We start from the raw sequence: 22,754 nt of genomic DNA, 5'->3' as shown, positions 1-22,754 counted from the left end.
TCTGCCTTTGTTCTTTTTTGTTGCCGACCTGCTATGATGAAACGAGCTGAAAAATGTCGAACTGGAGATGATGATCGGTTGAGAACGGAAACAATCACCCTGCTTGTAACGAGCGACATTCACGGGCATATCCACCCGACGGACTATCGAAATGAGGGAGAACGGAATCTAGGCCTCGCAAAACTGTCTACGGTAATTGAACGGGAGCGTAGAAGAGATCCTTCCTTACTCCTGGTTGATAATGGAGATCTGCTGCAGGGAACGCCTCTGACGTACCATTATGCCAAATATGACAGAACCGGCGTTCATCCCATGGTAGCTGCCCTGAATCATCTTCGATACGATGCCGCCGTAATTGGAAATCATGAATTCAATTATGGAGCGGAGGTTCTTCGCAGGGCAGTCCGCGATTCGGAGTTTCCGTGGTTGTCGGCCAATATAACGGATGTCGATTCCGGTGAGCCGGCGTTCGGCAAGCCTTACCTGATCAAAGAGATCGATAATAAGATAAAGGTTGCCATTCTGGGTCTTACCACACATTACATTCCGAACTGGGAGCATCCTGTACATATCAAGGAGTTTAAGTTTCATGACGCATTGGAAGCGGCGAAGGTCTGGGTATCGTACATTCGAAGAACAGAAAATCCGGATGTGATGGTCGTAAGCTACCACGGCGGGTTTGAACGCGATCTCGAAACCGGGGAAGCGACAGAAGCGTTAACAGGCGAAAACCAAGGATACGCGCTGTGTACGGCTATGGAAGGTATCGATGTGCTCTTGACCGGGCACCAGCATCGGGCGTTAACAGGCGAAGTTAACGGGATAGCGGTTCTGCAGCCAAACTTCAACGGTCAAGCGATAGGAAAAATCGAAATCGTTTTGGAAGAAAGCAAGGGTAAATGGAGTATTGGGCGGAAAACGGCCGAGCTGCTCGTTCCGGATAACAGCATTCGGGCGGACCAAGAAATAATCTCTATCTCCGCGGAGCAAGAGAAGCGGACGCAGCTATGGCTGGATCAACCAATAGGAATCGTGACCGGTGAAATGAATTTAAGAGACCCGCTGGAAGCCCGGATCCGGGACAATCCATTTGTCGAGTTCATCAACCGGGTTCAAATGGAAACGGCGGCAGTCGGCATCTCCAACACCGCTCTGTTTACCAATGATTCGCCGGGGTTTCACGAGGAAATCACAATGAGAGATATCGTATCCAACTATATCTACCCGAATACGTTGAAGGTGCTGCGGGTTACCGGACAGGACATTAAGGACGCACTGGAGAAGTCGGCGGGGTACTTCATGCTGACAGGCACCGGCCATCTTACGGTCAACCCTGTTTACATCGAACCCAAGCCCCAGCACTATAACTATGACATGTGGGAAGGCATCGATTACGAAATCAAAGTTTCCAATCCTATAGGCCAGCGCCTGGTGAAGCTCGACTATGAAGGCTGTCCCATTGACATGAATGCGGAGTTTGATGTGGTCATGAACAGCTACCGTTCGAGCGGTGGCGGCGATTATGAGATGTTTAAGGGAAAACAGGTCGTCAAGGAAATTCAGACCGATATGACGGAAATTATTGCCGATTACATTTTGCAGCGAAGAACCATTCATGCGTCATGCGATCATAATTGGAAAGTGGTAATTTAATCATCGGCAAGATAACGGCACTCCGGACGGGGTGCTTTTTTTGTTTATCCGCTCCCCGGCTCCTTTTTACCGGATGAACGCTTGCTTGGCTGAGAATCGTTTTGAAGTTTTGGCCTCTACGAACCCCGTCTATTACAATACATGTAATAATTGTTACATAAGATGCAGCGCAGTGCAGTCAGTAAGCAAATCTATCTAAAAAATCTTTAATCTTGCCCAATTCTGCGAGCCCCTTCTGTATAATCGACAGGGATCAATAAAATGAGTGAGGAGGAGTTTATTATATCTGTCAAAAAAGAATCACGGATTAAACTGGATATTATAAAAATCAGTCAATCCCTCGGACTTGACATTGAACGCTTACTCGAAGCTATTTAACAATGCGGCATTGTGATAATACTCCACGTTGAAAGGAGGTGAATCTCAGGTGAATCTTCTATCTGCGCTTCTTGGTAACCGAACACGTTTGTGGACCTTGGGAGCTGCAGCAATTATATGTTTTTTCTGCTTCAATTTGAACACCGGCAAAGCAGAAGCGGCAGACGGCGGGTTAATATCGTTAGGTGACTCTATTGAATCCGTTCTGTCCACCGGGCGGGATCTGACGAACCAGAAACCTGCTGGTGTGGTTCCAAACAAGAGCCACACGAGTGAAAAGCCGATACAACCGGTTGACGCCAAGCAAGCCGTTCCACTGCCCAAAGCGGACGTTCCTGCCCCGCAGCTTATCACTCCGGCGAGAGCGGATGACACAATTGCAAAGACTGTCGCGAACGTAACCGGTATCGCAGCAGAAACAACGGATGCACTAACTAACACTGCTGCCAAAACTCTTGTCGATGTAAGCGATACTGCTTCTAAAAGCATAACTTCAATTCATGATACGACTGCTCAAGCCGTATCCAAATTAATAAATACCGCTTCCAAACCTTCAACTGAGCAATCTGTTATTGCGGCACCAAAGCCTTCGAAAAACCGAGAGGCGGCTTATGCTTTACATGAACCAAAGTTAAGCAAGCCCACGGTGACTGAAGGACAGAATAAGCGGATTTTACCAACTCAGAGGCAATCAACTGCCAAACCGAAGGTAAATGGAAACAAGCGGCCGAAACAATCATATCCGAAATCCCTGCCGGTGAGGAATCCATATGTGCCTGCTGCGGCATCTGCTCTTATCCTGCAAGCAGAGTCTCATAGTTCCGGCAGTTCACCCAGGGATAATGGCGGTCCAAATTCTTATGGCAAATTATTAATGATAGAAACCCCCTTGCTCGGTATCTCCTTGCCGCAATACACGGGGCAGTTACTTAGCAGGAGGGATATTGGAATAAATCAATGGTCTCAGCCCCCGCCGGGGAGACCGCCGAAAAGTACCTCTTTCTCACAAACCTGGAAGTAAAAATTAATTTTCCAAATTGAGAAGGAGGACTTTAAACAATGATTACTCAAATGAAAAACGCTCTGAAAATATCCGTTCTCGCAGGTGCGATGGCTGCAGGGATCTTCACGATTTCGCATACGACTTTTGCCGCAGAATTGCACTCCGAGACAACAACTGCCGTCCAGGCAGAGAACGGTTCGAACAGCCTTGGCCTGGGTTTGCTGAATGAAATTAGTGTTTCAGGCGAGACGATTTTAGGTGATACCGTGTCCACGGCAGCCGGCGCTGTTGGCGCTTCGGCTGATCAAGCGGTGTCCAAGGTCAACGATGTTGTTTCCAAGGCACCCGATGCAGCAGCCGGTGTGGTTGACTCTGCGGTCGATCAAGCGGTGTCCAAGGTCAACGATGTTGTTTCCAAGGCACCCGATGCAGCAGCCGGTGTGGTTGACTCTGCGGCCGGTCAAGCGGTAACCAATGTGCTTGGCATTGCCGCCAATGCATCGGAAACAGCGATCGGCGCTATAAACACTGCGCCTGATCAAGCAATCGCCAGTGTGAACGGCATTGCTTCCGAAGCAACCGGCACAGTTAATCAATTGGCTGCACAGGTGAATGCCAGTATTACTTCGGATACATCGGCTTCGGTAAATACACCTTAAATCGTCTGCTATCAAAAGTTAATATTCATGCGAAAACAAGGGGGCCGTCCTTTAAGTATTAATCTACTTGAGGGACTGCCCCTTCCGCGTGCTCTAAATTGATAGGCTCAAGCTATAAAATCAAAACCATCAAATCCTCGTCCCAATACTGGCCGCCATCCTTTAAAGCATTACATTCTGTACCGTAAACGGTAAAGCCGGTTGAGCGGTATAAATTTTTGGCGGCGTCATTATTTGAAATTACGGTTAAATTAATTTTCTCAAGCCCATCACATTGTTTTGCTTGCTCGACTAACTTGTTGATTAATGCTTTACCGATCCCTTGTCCGCGAAATTCGGGTGAAACATACATGCCGTAGACATTTCCTTTGTGGTTGGTTTTCACTCCGCTTTCACGGACAAATGTTACAATTCCAACCACCCTGTCAATTTCATTAAAAGCGCCCAGAGTAAATCTGCCGTCGGATGGCTTTAAATTATTCCGTGTGACTTCAATTGACTTTTCCTGTTCAAGCTCATAAACAGCCAGGAATGCTTCAGGATTATCCTTAAGCGACTTTAGGCGAATCTCTCTGTAAATTTCTGCATCCGCGGAATCCAATAACCGAATTTGAGGCAATCACTTCAGCTCCTCATAATATGAAATTCTATATAACAATTAATTACCTTCCATTGACGAGGCTGAGAAAATCAATATCAACCAATGGATTTCCCGAGACGATACGTTCACGAATTGCGTCGAATCTGACCCTCAAACCTTCCGGCAGAGAGTTCACATCCATCTTCTTATGGAGAACAAGATAGAGCGTCAGGTCTCTCATCTCGAGAAAGACCGGCAATGCGTCAAGCCACTCCGGTGCGAGCCGGTATTCGGGTGCATACCCTTGCCAAAATGCCAGGAAAAAATCCCGTGCGAACGCGCTGCGGTCTCCGCCGTACGATTCGGGAGCCCCTCTGCTCACGGCGTAATACATTGGAATTGCTAGATCGTGGACAAACCAATTGTATGCGCAATCGTCGAAATCGAAGACCGTTATACGGCCCCGATCGACAAAGAAATTACCTTCATGCAGATCGGTGTGAATGAGGCCGTAGCCATCTACCGGCTTGGGCAAACGCCTCAAACGGGCCATAACCGTCTCCAATCTTTCCCTTACGACCGGTTCGTCCTTCGGAATATAGCGGTCAGCATGTATGAGCAGCTCATCTTCATCCCATTCCGCACGGCGTGGAATTCCATTGCCCACCGTCTGGTTATAGCCTTCGGTAATCCGGTGCATTCGGCCGGTCACCGCCCCCCATGCCCCGAATAATTCCGCATTCCACACCGCCGGATCCTTCCAATCCGCACGCTGGCCCGGTGCCTTGCGAAACAGGCAGGCTATAAAATAAGAGTCGCCGGCATCGATCCGTTCCGCCGTTAGTGCATTCCTGGAAGGGAGACACTCCGAAATCTGGTCACCTAGGCCGGATGACGAAAGATAAGCGATCCAATTCAGTTCCGCATGGATTTCATCCAGTGTACGGTGACTGCTGTGGGTCAGCCGCAAAATAACTTGTTTGCCGTCCCTATCCGCTTCGTACACGTAATTTTCAAAGTCGCCCAGCTTCCTCCACGTACCGGCATTCAGATCGAAGCGAATTGCCGCTTCCCTCAGTATAGACTCCCCGAAGAGCTTCTCTACTTCTTGTTCCATAATTGACTGCCTCCTTCCACTTTGTCCAGACAGTATGAAATTGGATCGCATTACACTGATTGTAAAATGAGCGTACAGGCTCGTCAACGAATATCGCAAACTGTAATCTACTTAAACCTGCCGACACATCCCCTCATCCGTCCATACCATTTTCGAATTGATACATATATTAATGAACCAGCACGGCAAGGGGTGAAATTGTGGCGGAAATAAACAAGAAGGTTCTATCTGAAATATTACAGAAAAACTATGAACTTATACCCGAGAATATTACCCGAGTAAGACGCAAGCCGGATAGGCAGGTATGGAGAATCACCAATAATAATAAAGAGGTATATGCGCTGAAATTTCTGGAAAAACGCGAGAGGGCTCTAATAATCGCCGCAGCAAACGATTACATGCACCGGAAAGGAATATCCGTAGCGAACGTCCTGCCCGCTTTGGACGGCAAGCCGTTCATAAACCTCGATAATGGTTGTATTCTGCTATTCAAATGGCTAGACGGAGAACATCCGAGCTACGAACATCCCGGAATGATTGAGCGAATGGCGGCACTGCTTGCAAACTTTCATGAAGCATCCGAGGGCTACGCCGCTGCCGGCAATCCGATCTCCGTTCAACGGCTGGATTGGAATCGAATTTATAAAAAGAAGATAAAAAAACTGGCACGGTTCCGGGAAAAGGCTGCATCGAGTATGGATCCATTCTCTCAGCTGTTCCTGAGCCATCTGCCCTGGCTCACGGCCCGTACCAAATGGGTGCTTGCCGAGCTTCCGCACACGGCTTTAAGTACGCTGCTGGCGAACCTCCAGCTTGATCCCCGGCTCGGACATGGCGATTACTCTCATCTTAATGTACTCTGCCGCAATAATGAATTAACCGTAATCGATCTGGATACGGTCGGCCTCGCGCTTCCCATGAGAGATATATCCCACCTCAGCACTTGTATCAATCATGAATTAGGGGCTTGGTCCAGAGAGAGATTCCAATCGGTAGTGGATGCTTACGGGCAAATTCGCCCTCTTTCGGCTGAAGAGCACGAGCTTCTGCTCATCGACCTAATTTTCCCCCACAAAGCCATTCGCTTGGCAGAGAAGTACTTCGACAATACAGGAAATCCGGCACTCATACATGAATTCGAACGTTCAATAACGATAGACCGTGAAAAAATAACCGACCTTGGGTTGGGACCTATTTGATTAGCCTCAATATTTAAGGTTACGGACAGGAGAGACTTATGAGAGTTGTTATTTTGGCGGCTGGAGTCGGAAGTCGTTTGCGCCCTTTAACGAATAACAGCCCGAAAGCAATGGTCAGAATCAACGATAAGCCTTTGATCCAGTACCAGGTGGAAAGTGTAGTCGAGTCCGGTTTCGCTCACGAGGATATCTATGTCATTGGCGGGTATAAAATGGAACGGATTGAAGAGTTTTTCAAAGGAACGGGCGTCCATTTTATATATAATCCGTTTTATGAATCTATGAACAACATTTATTCATTTTTACTTACCCAGGCTGTGGATGATGATCTATTGCTGATCAATTCGGACCTTTTCTTTGACCATCGACTAGTTTCATTAATATTGAAGTCCGAGTTTCCTACCTGTATCCTGGTTGACCGCGAAAGAATGTTAACCGAGGAAGCGATGAAAGTAAAACTTGAAGGCAACCTCTTATGTTCCGTGAATAAACAATTGAGTATGACCGGTGCGGATGGCGAGTATATCGGAATTTCCAAATTGGCCGCGGATGATTTGACTGTGCTGTATCAAAAAGCTTCCAAATTAATTCAAGACGGGGAAACGGGCGGATGGTATGAGAATGTATATGAAGCCTGCGCTGCAAGCGTGAAGATCAGAGCTGTAAATACGGAAGGATACGATTGGATCGAAATAGATGATCTGCGTGATCTGGAATACGCGAAACAGCTTGTGTAAGGGGAATGCGGAAAACTGTTAGGGGTCTTGCCATGGCTAAGAAGGTGGAACTGCCGACACATTTAATCTACGAGTCCAGAGCATTCCTGCGGCTTCAAGAGAGCGGAATTTTAGGGTCGCTCTCGGAACGGCGGCTGGTTGTAGTCAGCGGCATGGGTCCGACTCGTAAAATAAGCGAACAGTTAATTGCCGGGACGAAGCTTCAGCCCGCTCAGATAAAGGCCTTGTACTGTACTGAAAACACTATTCGGATAATCGATGAGCTGGAGATTAGGGCTAATATGGAATTTGCCGAAATGATCATCGGGGTCGGAGGCGGTCGAATACTCGATGTCTCCAAAGCCGTCGGCAAGAGAATGAATATACCTGTAATGCTGGTGCCGACTTCATTGTCCTGTGATGCGATCTGCTCACCGGTAGCATCGATCCGGGTAAACCCGGCCAAGAGTGTAAGTATCAAAGTCGATATGCCGTGGGCAGTGGTGATCGACTCCGACATAATTGCCGGCGCGCCAGGGCGTTTAATTCGTTCCGGCATCGGTGATTTGCTTTCAAACAAGACAGCTCTTGAAGATTGGAAACTGGCGAATAAAGCAAAGAACGAAACTATTAGCGGCGCAGCCTGCATGATGGCCAATCATGCAGTTGAAGCTTTCTTGAATACCGTAAACCGCAATAAGTCAGATAGAGCGGCGCTGCTGCATATCACCGCCGAGTCGCTGATTATGAGCGGCATGGCCATGGCGGTCGCGGGTACGAGCCGACCCTGCAGCGGTTCGGAGCATTTGATCAGCCATGCACTCGATAATTACTGCGGCGGAAAAGCGTTTCACGGAGAACAAGTGGCGATCGGGCTGTTGATTTCCGAATACTTACAGGGAAAGTATAATGCCGAGGATAATATGAGACAGTATTTTAACCGTTTGGGGCTCCCCACTCACTACAGGCAGCTCGGTTATACGAAGGATGAAATGGTCCTGGCGGTTCAGAAATCCCCTGCGATTCGAAATCGTTACACCATATTGAACGAGACGGAGTTGACCTCCAGACATATCGGCCATGTGTTGGAAACGGTGTTTCCTTCATAACAATATGATGAGAGGAGTGTGGCTTTGCTTGAATGCACCCAAATATTCATTGAATGATATCAGGAACGCTTATAAAAAGAAGGATGCCTGGTGGACGGTATTTCTCGTTGATCCGATTGCTTCGCGGTTGATGCTTCCGCTCGCTAACTACACCCGTATTACACCGAATCAGCTTACGATTTCGGCATTTGCGGTCGGTCTCATGGCCGCTTATTGTTTTTATCAGGGCACCTATTTGATGTTAGTTGCCGGAGCCGTTTTGTATCATATCAGCTTTACTTTGGATTGTATGGACGGCAAGATCTCCCGTCTTAAAGGAACCGGTTCCATATTTGGTGCGTGGATGGATTATATTTTGGACCGTACCCGCGTTGCGATTTGCGCTTTTTCATTGATGCTTGGGCAATATCATCAATCCGGGCATGTATTTTATCTGTATTTAGCTGCGCTTATATGTTTTTTGGATAGTACGCGGTACATGAATTCCCTGCTTGCTTACAAATCGCTGAATGAAATGCGGAAGAAGATGGACAAAGCGAACAGCACTCTTATCAATGAGCAAAAACGTATCGCTAGCCCCCATGTTAAACGTCTGAGGATTATGCGCAAAAACAAGCTCGTCCGGAAATATCTACTCGCAGCCAGGAAGGATATTAGTATCAAAGAGGATTTCCTGGGGGAAGTGATTTCCCGGTTTCCGTTCTATTTGAAAGTAAGAGCTTTTTTCTTGAAAAGAAGGGTTCGGCTGCATCTCATGAGCGGGATTGAATATCAAATGTTCATCTTTATCATCGCGCCGGTTGCCGGCCTTATTAAAGAAGGAGCTATTGTCAGTTCGATTATGATGATTCTATTTGAATCGGCTGTTATTTATAAGCTGTGGCTGATGACGCTCGAGTATAGACGACGGCTGAGCAGGATAGTCGCTGAAATCAAAGGCATAGCTTCACCGGAATGAAATGCGATTATCCGCCGGCAGCCGGCGGATTTTTATTTTAAGTGCAAGAAAACGGAGCCGTCTGACAGGAGGATTCATACGCACGAAGAATTGTGCTCAGCAGCCCTGGAAACCGGGCTTCGAGATCTTCTGTGCGAATGGACAGAAAACGCTGGGTGCCTTGTATGCGTGCCCGTGTGATGCCCGCTTCCCTCAGCGTTCGCGCGTGGTGGGATAAGGTGGATTTGACTACCGGAACCTCGAATTCGCCGCATGTTTTCTCGCCCGCCTTGTAAATAGTGGCGACGAGATGGAGACGGATTGGATCGCTTAGCGCATATAGTACGGAGGGCAAATCGATTTCTGCACGGTCCGGGTGATGTAGAGCTTTCAGTTTCAGGACCTCCTTTATTCACGAAGATGATGATTGCATTTTACCACAATGCATGATATATTTCTATTGTTCTATTATTATCGAACAATAAAATAAAGCGAGGGGTACCGATGTCAAATCCGCCTAACAAGGGATCAGTAAATAATTCGGAGCAGCCTGCCTTCCGGGAAGGTATGGCGACCGTGCTGCTGGGATTCTCGATTGTGCTGGTCATCATGAACACGATGATGTTCAATCTGGCGCTTCCGGACGTCTCGCACGCTTTTGGCATATCTGCTTCTTCCGTCTCATGGCTCGTAACCGGATATTCCATCGTATTCGCGATTTCATCAATTACATACAGCCGTTTATCCGATTTCGTCCCCATCCGCCGCTTGTTCATTATCGGACTCGTCTCGCTCGGCGCCGCGTCAGTTGCCGGTTTCTTCAGCAACAGCTTCCTGCCGCTGCTCATCGCCCGTATTCTTCAAGCTTCCGGAGCAGGCTCCATTCCGGCATTGTCCCTCGTACTGGTGACGCGCTATGTGCCATTGTCACGTCGGGGCAAAGCAATGGCGACGGTCATGTCCGCCGCTTCCCTGGGACTCGGTCTAGGGCCTGTCGCGGGCGGAGCTATCGTTGAGTACCTCGGATGGCATTATTTATTCGCCGTGACCGCCATCACTCTGTTGTTGGTGCCTTTCTTCATCGTTCTTATTCCGAAAGAAACGCCTGCCAAAGGCTCCTTCGATGTGCTTGGAGCGCTGTTCGCCGGCGTCGGGACAACCGGGCTGCTGCTGTTCCTTACCAGTCAGTCCTGGATTCCCCTGGTGTCGGGAGCAGCGGCGCTTGCCTTGTTCGTGCTGCGGATTCACCGGACAAAGGATCCCTTCGTGCAGCCGGCTTTGTTCCGCAATCGTTCTTATTTGACGCTGGGGGCGGTCGGGATCGCAGCGTACATGTGCAGCTTCGCTACGCTGTTCCTGATGCCGCAAATTCTCGAGCACCGGTTCGATCTGACAGCCAGTCAATCCGGACTCGTCATCTTTCCGGGTTCACTGCTGGCAATGCTCATATCGCGCAGGGTAGGCAAGATCATCGACCGTTTCGGAAACAGGTCCATTATCCGTTATGTCCCGCTGCTCGTGCTGTCATCCGTTGTGCTGTTTGCCCTATTCGCCAGCAATTCGTATGTCCATATCCTGCTGATCTATATGCTGATGAGCGTCGGCTTCACCTTTCTGACGAGCAGTATTTCCAACGAAATGTCCCGTATTCTGCCCAAAGAGCAGATCGGGTCCGGCTTGGGTCTCTTTCAGCTGCTTCAGTTCTTCAGCGGAGCATTCGGAGTCGCAATAACAGCCAGCGCACTCGTTTGGCAGCAAACAATGCCTCTATCCACGGCATACGGCAATATTTATTGGGGAATGGCGGTTATCGTGCTAGTTTCGATCGGTTGCTCGCATCTGTACCGCCGTTATACCGCACCTCGGACCGCTCAGGGATAATAATACGCTCCGGACAGATCCGGTTGAACGTTATGAACAACGGAACCTCCTACCCCGCATCAGCTGCAGGTTAGGAGGTTCTTTGCGGGCAAATTCAAATATATGTACCGCCTATTAGAAAGAAATTCCCTACAGGACGGCGCCGGCAATTAGAAAAAGTCCATTAAATATGTTTGACGCGGCCGAATTAGCGTCTCCAGCAGCGCTGCCGCTTCAGAGGAGCCGCCAAGCCTCCCGAGCCCATGGAGCTGCGCGGGCCGCCGGTATCCCATGAGCAGCGCCGTCCATGTGTTGATGTCACAAACCAGATCGACCGGGTGTTCTTCATCGTCCTGCAGCCGCTCCAGCCTCCCGCTTCCATCCCCTGCGGCCGATAACGACCATATCCCCTCGTTCCATGGGGCGTAAGGATCGCTGAGCTGCAGGATTATCCGTCTTTCCGAGTCGGCTTCGTTAAATTGATACTGCCTGATAAACTCCTCTGTGTCGACGATTCGAGCCATGAAATAGGGTACGATTTCCTGGCCGATTCTCGGGTTAGGAAGCAGATAAGGCAGCGGATCATCCAGCGGCGCGTTCAGAACTGCTTTATCGACCATTGAATCGTGATTTGCAATGTAAGTCCACAGACCTTGCCTCGCCTGTTCATCCTCGTATACCATTTCGTGTATCGTCATCACACGCTGTGCCACCTTGTACAAAATATACCCGGCAGCCGCTCCGTCCGGCCGGTAGTAAACCGCAATATTCCCCTCTTTACTCCGCAGCACGGAGTTCCGCCACCAGTCTTCGTCACGTGCAAGCGTTCCGTTATAGCCTGACGCATAATTCTCATATATACGAGAAAGCAGCTGGATATCGTACTCTCCCATCCGCACCACATTTCCGTCTACAGCAACACGCGGCGGGAAAAGCGTTGTTTCGACGGTGTACTTCTTGTAATCCGTATACGTTTCCCAGCCGAACTTCCGGTAGAAGCCGAACGAGAACGGGTGCAAACAGGAAATGCTCTGACCGTTCTCCCGCATCCGGCGCAGCGAATGTCTCAGCAGCAGCTCGACATGGCCCCTGCGCCGGTGCTCCGGCCAGGTAGCGACACCGGCGATACCTCCCATGGCAATCGCTCGCCCTTGCACATACATTTGAAAAGGAATCAGAGTGAGCTGGGCTTCCAGCTTGCCGTCTTCAAAAACACCCCAAACACGTTCCGGCTTGAAGCGGGCCCTGCTCTTTTCCAACTGCTCGGCCGGAAGCGAGAATTGAAACGCATACATGGACAATTCCAGGTTAATATCGAATTCGTCCGGCCTTAAGTTTCTCAATTCCATCGGAAGGTCTCCTCCTCGCATTCTTCTCCTTACGTAAGTCACACTATTTTATGGAGACGCAGGCCATTTGTCAATTGTTTCCTTCCGGTTATTTTTGTTTCCTCTTTTTTTAATTTACTTTTTTCTTCCGAGATGCAGCGAAATCCGGGAAGGAACCGTCTATAAGGTACGGAGGTGGTTAAATGATAAGGCCGGCCGGCCCAAACGAAAAGTCAAGCTTCCCTGAGAACCCCTCCTCCGCTCTGGAAATGATGATGGAGCACTATGGTTCTGCTGTGCTGCGTACCGCCTATTTCTACTTGGGCGACAGACATCTGGCCGAAGACGTCAGCCAGGAAGTGTTCATTCGTGCCTTCCGGAATTGGGCGGCCTTTCGCGGGGACAGCAGCGTGAAAACCTGGTTAACAAGGATCACGATTAATTTGTGCAGAGACAAATTAGGTTTGAAAGCTATGCTGGAGCAGCCGACAGATCCGCTCCTTCTGCAAAGGACCGAATCCTATAGCGTGGAAGAAGAGGCGCTGGAACGGTTAAACCGGACCGAAATCCTGAGAAATATCGCCAAGCTGCCTGCCCACTACCATGAGGTTATCTATCTGTTTTATTATCTCGACCTTGCGACCCGCGAGATTGCGGAAGTAACCGAATCTCCTGAAGGTACCGTCCGCGGCAGGCTCCATCGCGCACGAGAGTTACTGGGGCAATATCTGGTAAAGGAGGGGCTGACACAATGATATCAGATCATGAAATACGTGAGCAGTTGAAGAAGGAAGCCGATGAGGTCCTGTTTGAAGGCATCCATTTCGACTCCCGTCTGAAAGAAAACGTGAAGCGGAGGGCGCAGCTGATACAGGAACCCCCACTCCAAGGCCGAGCTGCGCGCAATCCGCGGAGATGGTTGCTCGGAACGGCTGCGGCGGCTGTAATCGCATTTTTCCTTATTATCGCCGCCCCTTCGCTCTTTCCTTCATGGGCTCCGCCGCCTGCCGTTCCAGGCGAAACCTTTCATAGGCCGCTGCCCGGGAATATCGAACCGGGTGATGAGCTCCCGCCGTCCGGAGATTCGGGCGAAGAGATACGCGTGTTGACAACGTTCGAGGAGGCGGGAGCGCTTTTTGGCGAGAAACTGCTGGTTCCATCATATATCCCGGCTGGATTTTCACTGCATGAGATCAATGCCGGCGGTCCCGAAGGAGGGCTTGAAGGAACTGTGGTGTACAGTTATGTTGCCGGGAGCCGCTCATTCGGTTTGTTCCAGCATAAACAAGAAGAGTCGGACGTTCCTAAAGGGAAGGCCGTCGATATCAACGGCGGTACCGGCTATCTTACTACCGGCGATCCGGGGCAGGAAGCAGGAGAGAATGACCGAAACATCGAGCTTCACTGGCACGCCAACGGCGTTGAATATATGTTATCCGGCATATTGCCGGTAGATGAAGCACTGAAAATAGCGAGGTCCATGGAAAGGCTATCCACCCAATAGCAGTGCTTCCGAAGCGAGTTTTGCGCTCGCTAAGCAGCGTATTCAAGAAGTATCGCACAAAACTTTAGCTTATGCTTCCGAAGCGAGTTTTGCGCTCGCTAAGCAGCGTATTCAAGAAGTATCGCACAAAACTTTAGCTTATGCTTCCGAAGCGAGTTTTGCGCTCGCTAAGCAGCGTATTCAAGAAGTATCGCACAAAACTTTAGGAGGAAATCAATATGACAACGTTATTTCGTATAAAGACAATATTGGCCAAGGTGCTTTTGGTCGGGGGCTGTTTGATGGCCTTATCCGCCAATGCTGCTTTCGCAGTATCCGGCAGTATATCGGAAACGGCCATTCAAAACCAGCAGACTGCCGTTGAAGATGCCTTGCTGCAGAAGCAGCAGGAAATTGACAGTTATGTCTTTGGCGAGGGTCAAGAAGAGTTGACAAAGCAAGGGTTTCAGGTGACGACCACAGGAGCTCAACAAGGCTTTGTCGAGGTTGGAATCGCACCTTACAATGAAGCTTATGCGGATTTTCTATATGAGAAGTTCGGCCGCGATCTGGTTAAAGTGGTGAAGGGAGAGCAGGCGGTGCTCCTCGGTACACCGGCGGCTGCAGCTGCTGAAACCGGAGCTGCAGCCGCAACCGTAACGGATGGAGACGACGCTGTCTCGTCATCTGGTTGGTCCGGAATGTATACGGTTCTGATCGCCGCTTGCGCGGTTGTTGTGGGCGTTCTTCTGGCGGTCAGACGCAAACTCCCGTTAACAAGAAAATAAGCGATTTCTCTTACATGCGGCTCTCGCAGCAATCAGCCTTGCGAGAGCCGCCTCTTTATCGACGTAAAAAGCTTGAAAGCTCCGCCAAACTGTCCCTTTCATTCGATTACATATGTTCAGAAGAACTCATCCAGGAACTGGTAATACTCAACTTTTCTCCAATCGACCTCTTCAAGGCCGTACTCTTGTAAAAACAACCTGCCCCATTCTTCCCCAAAGTTAAAGGTGAAGCTCCGGAACGCAAGGGCAATATCCTGATACCGGTCTGCGATTCCGGCGTGACCCCAATCGATAAAACCGCTGAGGCTTTCTCCACTAATCAATATATTCGGTAAGCAATAGTCACCATGGGTAAATACAAGATCCTCGTGATCAGGTCTTGCTTCGAGCAGCTCGCGAAATAGATCAGCCGCTTTCCTACCCTTTCTCTTGATATCGAAATCGTCTTCATTAACCAATCCGGCTGTCACGTTCAGCTCTGCTTCGCGAATTCTTACACTTAAACTTTTATCGAAAGGACATCCTTCGACATGGATACTGTGAATGGCTTTTAAACCTTTGGCTAATTCCCTTACGACGACCGGCAAACGGTCGTTCCACGACTGATCTGCAGCATGAACACCGCAAACCTCAGAGGTGAGAAGAAACTCTTTCTCGTCTTCGACTGCAAAATCCAGAATCTGAGGGACTGACAGCTTTCCCTGGAGCCATTCCAACCGCTCATATTCCGGCTGCAAAGAGAATTTGCCTGCTTTATTCATGACCTTTAAATACATCACACTTCCATCGCAAGAACATAGACGAAATGTCCGAGCTGCAGAGCAGCCGATCGAAATAACCGTCCATTCTGCATTGCCGATACGTTCTGAGATGTTTAATGGTACTTGCATCATCGTTCATCTCTCCCAATAACCACCTGTATGTTAAAATAATAGCATCCTGTCAACTATGAAATACAGGTAAAAGACGTTTATATTTGTGCTTTCCGGATTCTCCCCGGACTATTCGATCTTCGTTCATGCAGTAGGTAACCGTTTACTATTGCGTACTCCCTTGAATCGGATCTTCACACAAACCAATTTCCGCAATTGTCTTGTTCTGAGCATCGATGCGAAAGGTTTTAATTTCAAATCCATTCAACCGGATTTCTTCGTGAATGCCAAAGGACGGGATTGAAAGAACGGTTGCTCTTGCATGACCGGTCGGTTCGAACAATCTCACAATGTAACCGTCCCCTCGTTCCTCCTTCTTAAGCGCGCTCAGCTGCACGGTTTCGTCCTCAAGCTCCAGAAACGACCCGTTCTTCTGCCCATCGCCTGACGGAAAGAACGACAGTGCATAGCATTTTTCATTATGAACAATTGCTTCCCGATCCACCCTCCGCTGCCGTTCCGCCAGCTCTCCGGCATTTAACCGGAACGAATAGCAGCGTTCTCCCTGATCCATCCTCGGCAGGAAGCGATCCTGCACGAGAATCGGACGTTCGTTGATCGGATGCGCGCAATAGCCCGCTCCCCGCAGTAAGGAGAGACGAATTTCTCCCTCCTGATAATCCGATCCGTAGATGCCGTCATTGATGCAGGTCAGCGCCTGCAGCCGCTCGGCTGACTGGACGGCGACCCACTTTTGGGCGACCGCTTCGTCTCCGTTTTCGGGCAGCTCGCTGATGCCGAAAGCTGTTTGTCCGCGATATTGTCCATCTGTAAAAATAGTTGGAATAGAAAGCTTCAGCATTTTATCCTTCTCGTTCCAATAAACATGAAGCTGCACTTCAATTTCCGTTCCCGTCTTCGGCAGCTTATACGTTTGGCAGATGTAGGAATCGTTATATCGAAGAACCGACTCAATAACCGTTCGTACTTCACCGTCCTCAATCACTCGAACGGAAGGCAGCAGCGCTTGCTTCACACCGGAAAAGTCCGTTCCCGCTCCCCGGTCCATCAGTTCAAACCGGCCGATCACAGGAGCAAAAGCATTCGTATCCATCCGCCAAGGATCCTCATTATCCGCAATGACCAAGGGCGCGAAGGCATCCGGCATCAAGTAGGAAACGCCTCTCGCCCTATACTCATCCATCAGTCCGGTATGCGCATTGATCGCAACGGTCAACTCATTCGTTTGAAACGTATACCGTCCATCCTGCTCCTTGAGCCCCGGGACCGGCTTGTTCTTCAGCTTCTCGATCCGGCAATCGAAGCGGTTCATGGAGGAAGGGGCCAGCTCGGCTTGAAACACGACTCTTTTACGCCAATCCAGATTCAGATTGCTCAGCTCTTTCTCAGGCTGAGAGGGAAGCTGCCTCCCCTCTTGAAAGACAACCGGTAAGGAAAACTCTTCCTCCCAATTCTGATCCTCCAGCATGAACTCGCATTCAAACACGCCTTTAACCGAGAATGGATGCGGATTATAAATCAGGATAGGATATTCGCGTGGAGCGGCTTTCGGCTCTCCGGCTGCGAGAGCAAAGAATGCGCGGGCTTTCAAGCGCGCTGCGATCTCAAGCCCATGATCGATCAAACGCAGTGAAGCTTCTTCGGCGGGCTGAACGGAGGTGCCAGGCAAAATATCGTGAAACTGAGCGGTTAACAAGTCGCACATCGCTTCGTGCAGCTCTGCTGAAGGGTAAGCAAGCAGCCCCTGAAGCGCAGCGGCGGAAAGCATTTTCTCGGTCATGTACAGCTCGTTCTCCAGCCGACGGTGCTTCTGCTTGATCCTGATCATCGAGGTATAGCAGCCAACAAAACGCGGATTCAGATCACCTTCGTAGCGGGGGAGCGTCTTGACCTGCTTCAATTCCTGAAAATACTGTTCAGGAGTAGAGTGAACAATTTCAAACGATTCGGACTTCGCCATCAGTTCACCGATCCGCGTAAGATCGATGCGGGATGGGCCGCCTCCGTGATTGCCGACTCCCCAAAGAATAAGCCCCGTCTCCTCATCCGGATTCGACTCCAGCCACTGTTCGATTTTCTCATGCGCCTTGCCGAGCAGCGTATTGTAGCCGCCTTTGATTTTGTGCGCCATCACTTCGCTTCCATTGAAGCCGCACCAAATAAAATCCTGCCCCGGCAGCGCATCGAATTCATCCGGACGCATAAAAATGTACGAATCGTATCCCGCCTGCTGCAATATTTGCACCAGACCCCGCGTATGACCAAATGAGTCAAAATTGATCGCGGTCGCAGGCTCAGCCCCGAACTTTTCCCGGAAATAAGCTTTCCCGAGCAAAATTTGCCGGACGAACGATTCGCCTGAGAGCATATTGCAATCCGGCTGCAGGTACCAGCCTCCCATGATATGCCACTTTCCCTGCTGGACCAGCTTTCGGATTCGTTCAAACAAGGCGGGCTCGTATTCCTCGACCCATTTGTACAAAATCACCTCGTTGTGATTAAACACATAACCTTCAAATTCCTCGCAAAAATCCGCCGCTGCGCGAAAAGTCGACACCGCGGCCGCCGCCCCTTCCTCCCACTCCCACTGCCATACCGGATCCAAATGGCCGTTGCTAAGTAAATGAAGCCTTTTCAATACCAATCCCTCCCGACATTAGAATTAAGTTCTCTCAGGACTATTCGGCAAGTTAAGCGCTGTCATTCATGGAGAAATCTTAGACGAAGCTACCAGCCCATCCGGTCAATCAGCCGTGTAATGTGGGCGATATGATGGTTACCGTGCCACGCATAGTTACCGATATTCCAGTCAAGACGGATACTGCCGCCTGATTCCGGATGAATGAAGGAATGCGACAGCTGCTCCCGCTGCAAAGATCGAAGCAGGATCAACCACCGGCTGTGCAGCGCATCCAGAAGTGTAAGCGATAGCTCGATTGGAGCGGTCCTGCCATCGGCCAGTTCGGCCCAACGATCCTCATAATAGGGCTTGATTGTCGGTTCTTCCTCAGTAAGAGCCAGCTTGAACCGGGTATAGCTGTTCAAATGGCTGTCCGCCAAATGATGAACCACTTGCCGCACGGTCCAGCCGCCCTGACGATACGGTGTATCAAGCTGCTCGTCCGTCAGTCCATCCACCGCTTCACGGAGCCTTCCCGGCATCGACCCGATTTCCGCCACCCATTGCCGAAGCTGTTCCTGTGTGATGTCTCCTTCATGAGTAAAAAGTCCGATTGGAAAACGTACTTGATCCATTGTCTCTGGTCTCCTTCTATACGATATTTGCTCCGGCCAAGATCGTCCATATTCCGGATATTATAATCAGCCATAAAGCCATTCTTTTGAAGGTGACTTCGTTAATCCGCTTCACCGCCCAAATCCCTAACAAAACCCCAACCACCATCGCCGGGATCATCCAGGATATGTATGTAACGACCTGCGTATTTAGCAGTCCGGTGAAAATATAGGTGCATACGGTAATGATATTCAGAATAATACCGTAAGCGGTGATATTCGCACGAAAGGTTTGTTTATCCGCTCCTTGGTTGGAAAGAAATAAGGCTACAGGCGGCCCGCTCATAGAGATGCTGCCGTTAAGCAAGCCGCTGGTGAGACCGACCGGAATAAAGGCGGCTTTCTCGTTTCGAACCGGAACTGAGAACCCTATTATGAGCGCCAGCGCAAACAGAACAATCAATACTCCGGTAAACATTTTCAGAATATTCGCGTCGACATATAACAGCAGATAAGTCCCTGCCGGAGCGGCTGCAATGCTGGAAATTATCAATATCCAGATCTTCTTCAAATCAACATACTTTCTGGCGTTAATCATAACGGCAATGTTTGTAAGTAAGCTCAGTACAACAACGATCGGTACAACCTGCTGCAATGGAATGAATTGGGTTAATAAGGGCATGGAGATCAAAGCAAATCCGAAGCTGGTCACGCCTTGCACAAACCCTGCCATGATGATAACAATAATAGCAATTCCAACGATTTGATATGTGTCCATTAGTTCCCCTTATATCTCCTCTACCGCAGCTAATTGCTGTGCTGCTCTTAGTATGATATGATTTATTTAACAAAGAGCCAAGTGCAGCGAACACTTGGCCTCGTACAATTGGCTTAAAAGACAAAAGCCCACCTCCGGCGTTGCCAACCTAGGGGTGGGTTTTTACTTTCTCTTGTTGTTATTACTGATGTATATTAAGAGAGCAATTATAAACATGCCAAAAAGAAACATGATCGTTATAGCATCCTTTACTTCCATGGCTTCACCTCCTTTCGAAGGGAAACCATACCCACCCAAGGTTCAATTGTGCTATCATTGTAACTTTTATTTCCAATGCGCACAAGTGTTCCATTCGTGTTTTATCCCCACTTGGGTTCAAAAGGAAAGGGACATTGGGAGGTTTGAAGTTTGGTTTTTATTTCAACGAGGCAGCCGCAGTAACGGCAGGTAGTACCATATTGAAGGGCCGGACAGCTAAGGCATATACCCATTCGCCGTTCATATTCTTCCTCCGGTACAGGCTCTTTGCCGGTCAGAGCGATCTCTACCAATCGTGCTATTCTTTCCGGGGAAATCCTGACGGTTTCCGAACATCCTTTGCAATCGGCGGTTTGTTTCATCCTTGTGCCCTCCCGTCCTGTTCAGGGCTGATGAATTGAGAATTCCACCGGTCCCCAGATAAAGGTAGCATGTTGTCCCTGTGGTGGCAACGAAAAATTTTAGCATTATTATTGCAGGGTTATATGGGCTTCCAGTCCATCCTGCCAATCGATGCCTGCTTTCTCGCCGGCGCGGCAAACAAGGTCATTCAAATACGGCATTAGGACGGGATACAGCTCCTCCCGCTGCAAGCCGATTTCAATGATGGCCTTAATGTAACCGATTTTGTCCCCAATATCGTATCGCTTCCCTCTAAGCTCCAGGGCCATCATCCCTTCCCTTCCGCACATTGCATGCATCGCGTCCGTCAGCTGGTATTCTCCTCCGGCGCCTCTCTGGATCGTCTCAAGTACGGGGAAAATCGACGGCTCCAATATATAGCGGCCCATAATCGCCAAGTTGGAAGGGGCATCGCGGAAGGAAGGCTTTTCTACAAGGCCGGTCACCTTATGGATTCCGTCCCGTTTGCCTGCAGAAGCAATAATACCGTATTTATGGACATCCGAGTCCGGAACAGGCTTAACTCCGACCACTTGCTTGCCGGTCTGCTCGTATACGTCCATCATCTGCATGAGCGCGGGCGGGTCCGATACCATGATGTCGTCTCCCAAGAGTACGGCGAACGGCTCGTCACCGATAAACTGTCTGGCGCATAGAATCGCATGGCCAAGCCCGAGCGGCTCCTTCTGGCGGATATAATGAATTCCTGCCACGCCGCTGATGGCCTGTACTTCCTGAAGCAGCTTCCTCTTTCCTTTCTCCAGCAGAAGCTGCTCCAGCTCAACGGATTTGTCAAAGTGATCCTCTATCGACTTCTTATTGCGGCCGGTTACAATGATGATGCTCTCGATTCCGGATTGAACGGCTTCTTCAACAATATATTGGATGGCCGGCTTATCGACGATCGGCAGCATCTCTTTAGGCTGGGCTTTGGTGGCGGGCAGAAACCGGGTACCGAGTCCTGCAGCCGGAATTACCGCTTTTTTTATCGTCATGTTGGTTCACTCCTTGTTATTTGCGAGGGAACCGAATACCCAATAACGGCTCCCCGCATAATTTATTACCATACTTGCACAAGTAACGATGAGCTTGCTTGCCGGGAGCGTCAGTGCGCTCCCGTCCGGTCGATACAGCCATGTCAGAAGCGCCGAGGAAACAGCCAGAGCCGTCAGATTGACGATGATGAAACGAATGATCTCTTTGCCCTTCCTGCTCGAGCCATGCCGGAATGTCCAGGACCGGTTGAGTAGGTAACTGTTAAGGACGCCGCAGCTGTACGAGATTATTTGGGCGGCGAGATACGGGAGGCCTTGTGCTGTCAATAGGGTGAACACGATCAGGTCGACTGCTGTATTGACTGCTCCGACAAGACCGAACTTGAGCATCTGGATAAACCGGTTATTCATATCCGACTGCGCGGCTCATGGAAGGACTCTCCTTCTTCTCCACACCGTGGCATTCACGAACGATGTACAAAGGCCGGCCTTTCGTTTCATCGTAGATGCGTCCGATATATTCGCCGAGTACCCCGAGCATCAGCAGAACGAATCCGTTGAAAATAAGCGTGATGCTGATGAGCGACGGCCATCCTTTAATCGTCTCATTGGTAAAGAAGGCCAGATAGAGCACATACACCAGAAAGACAAACCCTGCACCGGACAGCACCATGCCCAGATAACCGGCAAGCTTCAGCGGTTTATAAGAGAAAGAGGTGATCCCGTCCAAGCACAGCTTTACCATTCTACGGAGGGGGTATTTCGTTTCTCCCGCCAGGCGTTCGTCGCGCTCGTATTCAATGGCTGTTTGGCGGAAACCGACCCAACTGACCAGTCCCCGGACAAAACGGTTGTTCTCCGGAAGCCGCTTCATCTCCTCGCATACCTTCCGGTCCATGAGGCGGAAATCTCCGGTATCGACAGGTATGGAAATTTCGGTCGATGCGCGGAGTACGCGGTAGAACAGGCTTGCCGACCACTTCTTGAACAAGGATTCGCCGCTGCGCTTCACCCGTTTGGCATATACCACTTCAAAGCCTTGCTTCCACTTCTCGATCATTTGTAAAATCAGCTCGGGCGGGTCCTGTAGATCGGCGTCGATAATAATGACGGCGTCGCCCGAGGCATAATCCATTCCAGCCGTTATCGCAATCTGGTGCCCAAAGTTCCGCGAGAAGTCAATCACCTTCACCGTTTCGTCCCAGTAGCTGAATTCCTTCATCATTTCGGCGCATTTGTCCTTACTGCCGTCATTGACGAAAAGAAGTTCGTAAGTCTGCCCTGTCATGCCCATCACTTTCTTGAGGCGCCTGTAAGTTTCCTGAATGACGGCTTCCTCGTTATACATCGGGATGATTACCGAATAACGCACCTTCTGTGCCAT

General features: G+C 49.7%; 24 protein-coding genes. 11 read left to right on the top strand and 13 right to left on the bottom strand.

The annotated features are described in order from the left end of the window. The first annotated feature begins 36 nt into the window (after positions 1-36). From KZ483_RS07730 to KZ483_RS07720, 3 genes are all read left to right on the top strand, one after another. Positions 37-1,653: a bifunctional metallophosphatase/5'-nucleotidase gene (locus tag KZ483_RS07730; RefSeq protein WP_220353318.1), complete on the top strand. Its 1,617-nt coding sequence runs from the start codon at positions 37-39 to the stop codon at positions 1,651-1,653. A 406-nt stretch (positions 1,654-2,059) separates the two neighbouring features. Next, the gene (locus KZ483_RS07725; protein ID WP_220352087.1) at positions 2,060-3,052 is read left to right on the top strand and encodes a hypothetical protein; all 993 of its coding nucleotides are present in this window, start codon (positions 2,060-2,062) and stop codon (positions 3,050-3,052) included. 38 nt (positions 3,053-3,090) lie between these two features. Then, entirely contained in the window at positions 3,091-3,693 is a 603-nt protein-coding gene (locus KZ483_RS07720) for a hypothetical protein (RefSeq protein WP_220352086.1), read from the top strand. Between the two features lie 112 nt (positions 3,694-3,805). Here KZ483_RS07720 and KZ483_RS07715 read toward each other — a convergent pair whose 3' ends face one another. Both KZ483_RS07715 and KZ483_RS07710 read right to left on the bottom strand, forming a co-directional pair. Further along, positions 3,806-4,312 carry a GNAT family N-acetyltransferase gene (locus KZ483_RS07715; protein ID WP_220352085.1) on the bottom strand — a complete coding sequence of 169 codons (507 nt, stop codon included), beginning with the start codon at positions 4,310-4,312 and terminating at the stop codon, positions 3,806-3,808. A 43-nt stretch (positions 4,313-4,355) separates the two neighbouring features. Continuing rightward, on the bottom strand, positions 4,356-5,390 hold the full coding sequence (locus KZ483_RS07710; protein ID WP_220352084.1) for a phosphotransferase enzyme family protein: 1,035 nt from the start codon (positions 5,388-5,390) through the stop codon (positions 4,356-4,358). Positions 5,391-5,590: 200 nt separating this feature from the next. Here KZ483_RS07710 and KZ483_RS07705 point away from each other — a divergent pair, with 200 nt between their 5' ends. The 4 genes from KZ483_RS07705 to KZ483_RS07690 are packed head-to-tail and all read left to right on the top strand — an operon-like array spanning position 5,591 to position 9,372. Continuing rightward, the gene (locus KZ483_RS07705; RefSeq protein ID WP_220352083.1) at positions 5,591-6,589 is read left to right on the top strand and encodes a CotS family spore coat protein; all 999 of its coding nucleotides are present in this window, start codon (positions 5,591-5,593) and stop codon (positions 6,587-6,589) included. A gap of 38 nt (positions 6,590-6,627) precedes the next feature. Next, complete coding sequence (locus KZ483_RS07700) at positions 6,628-7,326, top strand: phosphocholine cytidylyltransferase family protein (protein ID WP_220352082.1); 699 nt, start codon at positions 6,628-6,630, stop codon at positions 7,324-7,326. Positions 7,327-7,358: 32 nt separating this feature from the next. Continuing rightward, complete coding sequence (locus KZ483_RS07695; protein WP_220352081.1) at positions 7,359-8,414, top strand: iron-containing alcohol dehydrogenase family protein; 1,056 nt, start codon at positions 7,359-7,361, stop codon at positions 8,412-8,414. Between the two features lie 49 nt (positions 8,415-8,463). After that, a complete protein-coding gene (locus KZ483_RS07690; protein ID WP_220352080.1) occupies positions 8,464-9,372 on the top strand; it encodes a CDP-alcohol phosphatidyltransferase family protein in 909 nt (302 codons plus the stop codon). A 37-nt stretch (positions 9,373-9,409) separates the two neighbouring features. Here the strand turns inward: KZ483_RS07690 and KZ483_RS07685 are convergent, their stop codons facing one another. Continuing rightward, positions 9,410-9,745 (bottom strand): ArsR/SmtB family transcription factor, encoded by a 336-nt coding sequence (locus KZ483_RS07685; RefSeq protein WP_220353317.1) that lies wholly within the window; start codon positions 9,743-9,745, stop codon positions 9,410-9,412. Positions 9,746-9,918: 173 nt separating this feature from the next. Between KZ483_RS07685 and KZ483_RS07680 the strand changes: the two genes are divergently transcribed. Further along, positions 9,919-11,232: an MFS transporter gene (locus KZ483_RS07680; protein WP_258881580.1), complete on the top strand. Its 1,314-nt coding sequence runs from the start codon at positions 9,919-9,921 to the stop codon at positions 11,230-11,232. Between the two features lie 149 nt (positions 11,233-11,381). On the opposite strand, the gene eis is transcribed toward KZ483_RS07680, so the two are convergent. After that, the gene (eis, locus tag KZ483_RS07675) at positions 11,382-12,560 is read right to left on the bottom strand and encodes a GNAT family N-acetyltransferase (protein ID WP_220352078.1); all 1,179 of its coding nucleotides are present in this window, start codon (positions 12,558-12,560) and stop codon (positions 11,382-11,384) included. Between the two features lie 182 nt (positions 12,561-12,742). Between eis and KZ483_RS07670 the strand changes: the two genes are divergently transcribed. The 3 genes from KZ483_RS07670 (at position 12,743) to KZ483_RS07660 (ending at position 14,810) form a co-directional block, all read left to right on the top strand. Further along, positions 12,743-13,294 carry a sigma-70 family RNA polymerase sigma factor gene (locus KZ483_RS07670; RefSeq protein WP_220352077.1) on the top strand — a complete coding sequence of 184 codons (552 nt, stop codon included), beginning with the start codon at positions 12,743-12,745 and terminating at the stop codon, positions 13,292-13,294. Next, a complete protein-coding gene (locus KZ483_RS07665) occupies positions 13,291-14,043 on the top strand; it encodes a DUF4367 domain-containing protein (protein ID WP_220352076.1) in 753 nt (250 codons plus the stop codon). Before KZ483_RS07670 ends, KZ483_RS07665 begins: the two co-directional genes overlap by 4 nt. Before the next feature lie 218 nt (positions 14,044-14,261). Continuing rightward, positions 14,262-14,810 (top strand): hypothetical protein, encoded by a 549-nt coding sequence (locus KZ483_RS07660; RefSeq protein ID WP_220352075.1) that lies wholly within the window; start codon positions 14,262-14,264, stop codon positions 14,808-14,810. Positions 14,811-14,926: 116 nt separating this feature from the next. On the opposite strand, the gene KZ483_RS07655 is transcribed toward KZ483_RS07660, so the two are convergent. From KZ483_RS07655 to KZ483_RS07615, 9 genes are all read right to left on the bottom strand, one after another. After that, positions 14,927-15,703, bottom strand: coding sequence for an APH(3') family aminoglycoside O-phosphotransferase (locus KZ483_RS07655; RefSeq protein ID WP_220352074.1), 777 nt, complete (start codon positions 15,701-15,703; stop codon positions 14,927-14,929). A 145-nt stretch (positions 15,704-15,848) separates the two neighbouring features. Beyond that, entirely contained in the window at positions 15,849-18,341 is a 2,493-nt protein-coding gene (locus KZ483_RS07650; protein WP_220352073.1) for a glycoside hydrolase family 38 N-terminal domain-containing protein, read from the bottom strand. Positions 18,342-18,430: 89 nt separating this feature from the next. Next, positions 18,431-18,958 (bottom strand): YfiT family bacillithiol transferase, encoded by a 528-nt coding sequence (locus tag KZ483_RS07645; RefSeq protein WP_220352072.1) that lies wholly within the window; start codon positions 18,956-18,958, stop codon positions 18,431-18,433. Between the two features lie 16 nt (positions 18,959-18,974). Further along, positions 18,975-19,715, bottom strand: coding sequence for a sulfite exporter TauE/SafE family protein (locus KZ483_RS07640; RefSeq protein ID WP_220352071.1), 741 nt, complete (start codon positions 19,713-19,715; stop codon positions 18,975-18,977). A gap of 162 nt (positions 19,716-19,877) precedes the next feature. Next, positions 19,878-19,973, bottom strand: a complete 96-nt coding sequence (locus KZ483_RS07635) for a putative holin-like toxin (protein WP_220352070.1) — start codon at positions 19,971-19,973, stop codon at positions 19,878-19,880. A 101-nt stretch (positions 19,974-20,074) separates the two neighbouring features. Beyond that, positions 20,075-20,335: a DUF6171 family protein gene (locus KZ483_RS07630; RefSeq protein ID WP_220352069.1), complete on the bottom strand. Its 261-nt coding sequence runs from the start codon at positions 20,333-20,335 to the stop codon at positions 20,075-20,077. 108 nt (positions 20,336-20,443) lie between these two features. Next, on the bottom strand, positions 20,444-21,370 hold the full coding sequence (galU, locus tag KZ483_RS07625) for a UTP--glucose-1-phosphate uridylyltransferase GalU (protein WP_220352068.1): 927 nt from the start codon (positions 21,368-21,370) through the stop codon (positions 20,444-20,446). A 6-nt stretch (positions 21,371-21,376) separates the two neighbouring features. Continuing rightward, positions 21,377-21,781 (bottom strand): GtrA family protein, encoded by a 405-nt coding sequence (locus KZ483_RS07620; protein ID WP_220352067.1) that lies wholly within the window; start codon positions 21,779-21,781, stop codon positions 21,377-21,379. Beyond that, a complete protein-coding gene (locus KZ483_RS07615) occupies positions 21,774-22,754 on the bottom strand; it encodes a glycosyltransferase family 2 protein (protein WP_220352066.1) in 981 nt (326 codons plus the stop codon). Before KZ483_RS07615 ends, KZ483_RS07620 begins: the two co-directional genes overlap by 8 nt.

It is taken from the genome of Paenibacillus sp. sptzw28 (genome assembly GCF_019550795.1).
Classification (GTDB): Bacteria; Bacillota; Bacilli; order Paenibacillales; family Paenibacillaceae; genus Paenibacillus_Z.
This window is presented reverse-complemented; position numbering and strand designations above follow the sequence as displayed.

Excerpts from the sequence above, each read along its gene's own strand:
- KZ483_RS07730 (WP_220353318.1), top strand. The coding sequence starts at position 37 with ATGAAACGAGCTGAAAAATGTCGAACTGGAGATGATGATCGGTTGAGA.
- KZ483_RS07720 (WP_220352086.1), top strand. The coding sequence starts at position 3,091 with ATGATTACTCAAATGAAAAACGCTCTGAAAATATCCGTTCTCGCAGGT.
- KZ483_RS07710 (WP_220352084.1), bottom strand. The coding sequence starts at position 5,390 with ATGGAACAAGAAGTAGAGAAGCTCTTCGGGGAGTCTATACTGAGGGAA.
- KZ483_RS07700 (WP_220352082.1), top strand. The coding sequence starts at position 6,628 with ATGAGAGTTGTTATTTTGGCGGCTGGAGTCGGAAGTCGTTTGCGCCCT.
- KZ483_RS07695 (WP_220352081.1), top strand. The coding sequence starts at position 7,359 with ATGGCTAAGAAGGTGGAACTGCCGACACATTTAATCTACGAGTCCAGA.
- KZ483_RS07680 (WP_258881580.1), top strand. The coding sequence starts at position 9,919 with ATGGCGACCGTGCTGCTGGGATTCTCGATTGTGCTGGTCATCATGAAC.
- eis (WP_220352078.1), bottom strand. The coding sequence starts at position 12,560 with ATGGAATTGAGAAACTTAAGGCCGGACGAATTCGATATTAACCTGGAA.
- KZ483_RS07670 (WP_220352077.1), top strand. The coding sequence starts at position 12,743 with ATGATAAGGCCGGCCGGCCCAAACGAAAAGTCAAGCTTCCCTGAGAAC.
- KZ483_RS07665 (WP_220352076.1), top strand. The coding sequence starts at position 13,291 with ATGATATCAGATCATGAAATACGTGAGCAGTTGAAGAAGGAAGCCGAT.
- KZ483_RS07660 (WP_220352075.1), top strand. The coding sequence starts at position 14,262 with ATGACAACGTTATTTCGTATAAAGACAATATTGGCCAAGGTGCTTTTG.
- KZ483_RS07655 (WP_220352074.1), bottom strand. The coding sequence starts at position 15,703 with ATGATGCAAGTACCATTAAACATCTCAGAACGTATCGGCAATGCAGAA.
- KZ483_RS07645 (WP_220352072.1), bottom strand. The coding sequence starts at position 18,958 with ATGGATCAAGTACGTTTTCCAATCGGACTTTTTACTCATGAAGGAGAC.
- KZ483_RS07640 (WP_220352071.1), bottom strand. The coding sequence starts at position 19,715 with ATGGACACATATCAAATCGTTGGAATTGCTATTATTGTTATCATCATG.
- KZ483_RS07635 (WP_220352070.1), bottom strand. The coding sequence starts at position 19,973 with ATGGAAGTAAAGGATGCTATAACGATCATGTTTCTTTTTGGCATGTTT.
- KZ483_RS07630 (WP_220352069.1), bottom strand. The coding sequence starts at position 20,335 with ATGAAACAAACCGCCGATTGCAAAGGATGTTCGGAAACCGTCAGGATT.
- galU (WP_220352068.1), bottom strand. The coding sequence starts at position 21,370 with ATGACGATAAAAAAAGCGGTAATTCCGGCTGCAGGACTCGGTACCCGG.
- KZ483_RS07620 (WP_220352067.1), bottom strand. The coding sequence starts at position 21,781 with ATGAATAACCGGTTTATCCAGATGCTCAAGTTCGGTCTTGTCGGAGCA.
- KZ483_RS07615 (WP_220352066.1), bottom strand. The coding sequence starts at position 22,754 with ATGGCACAGAAGGTGCGTTATTCGGTAATCATCCCGATGTATAACGAG.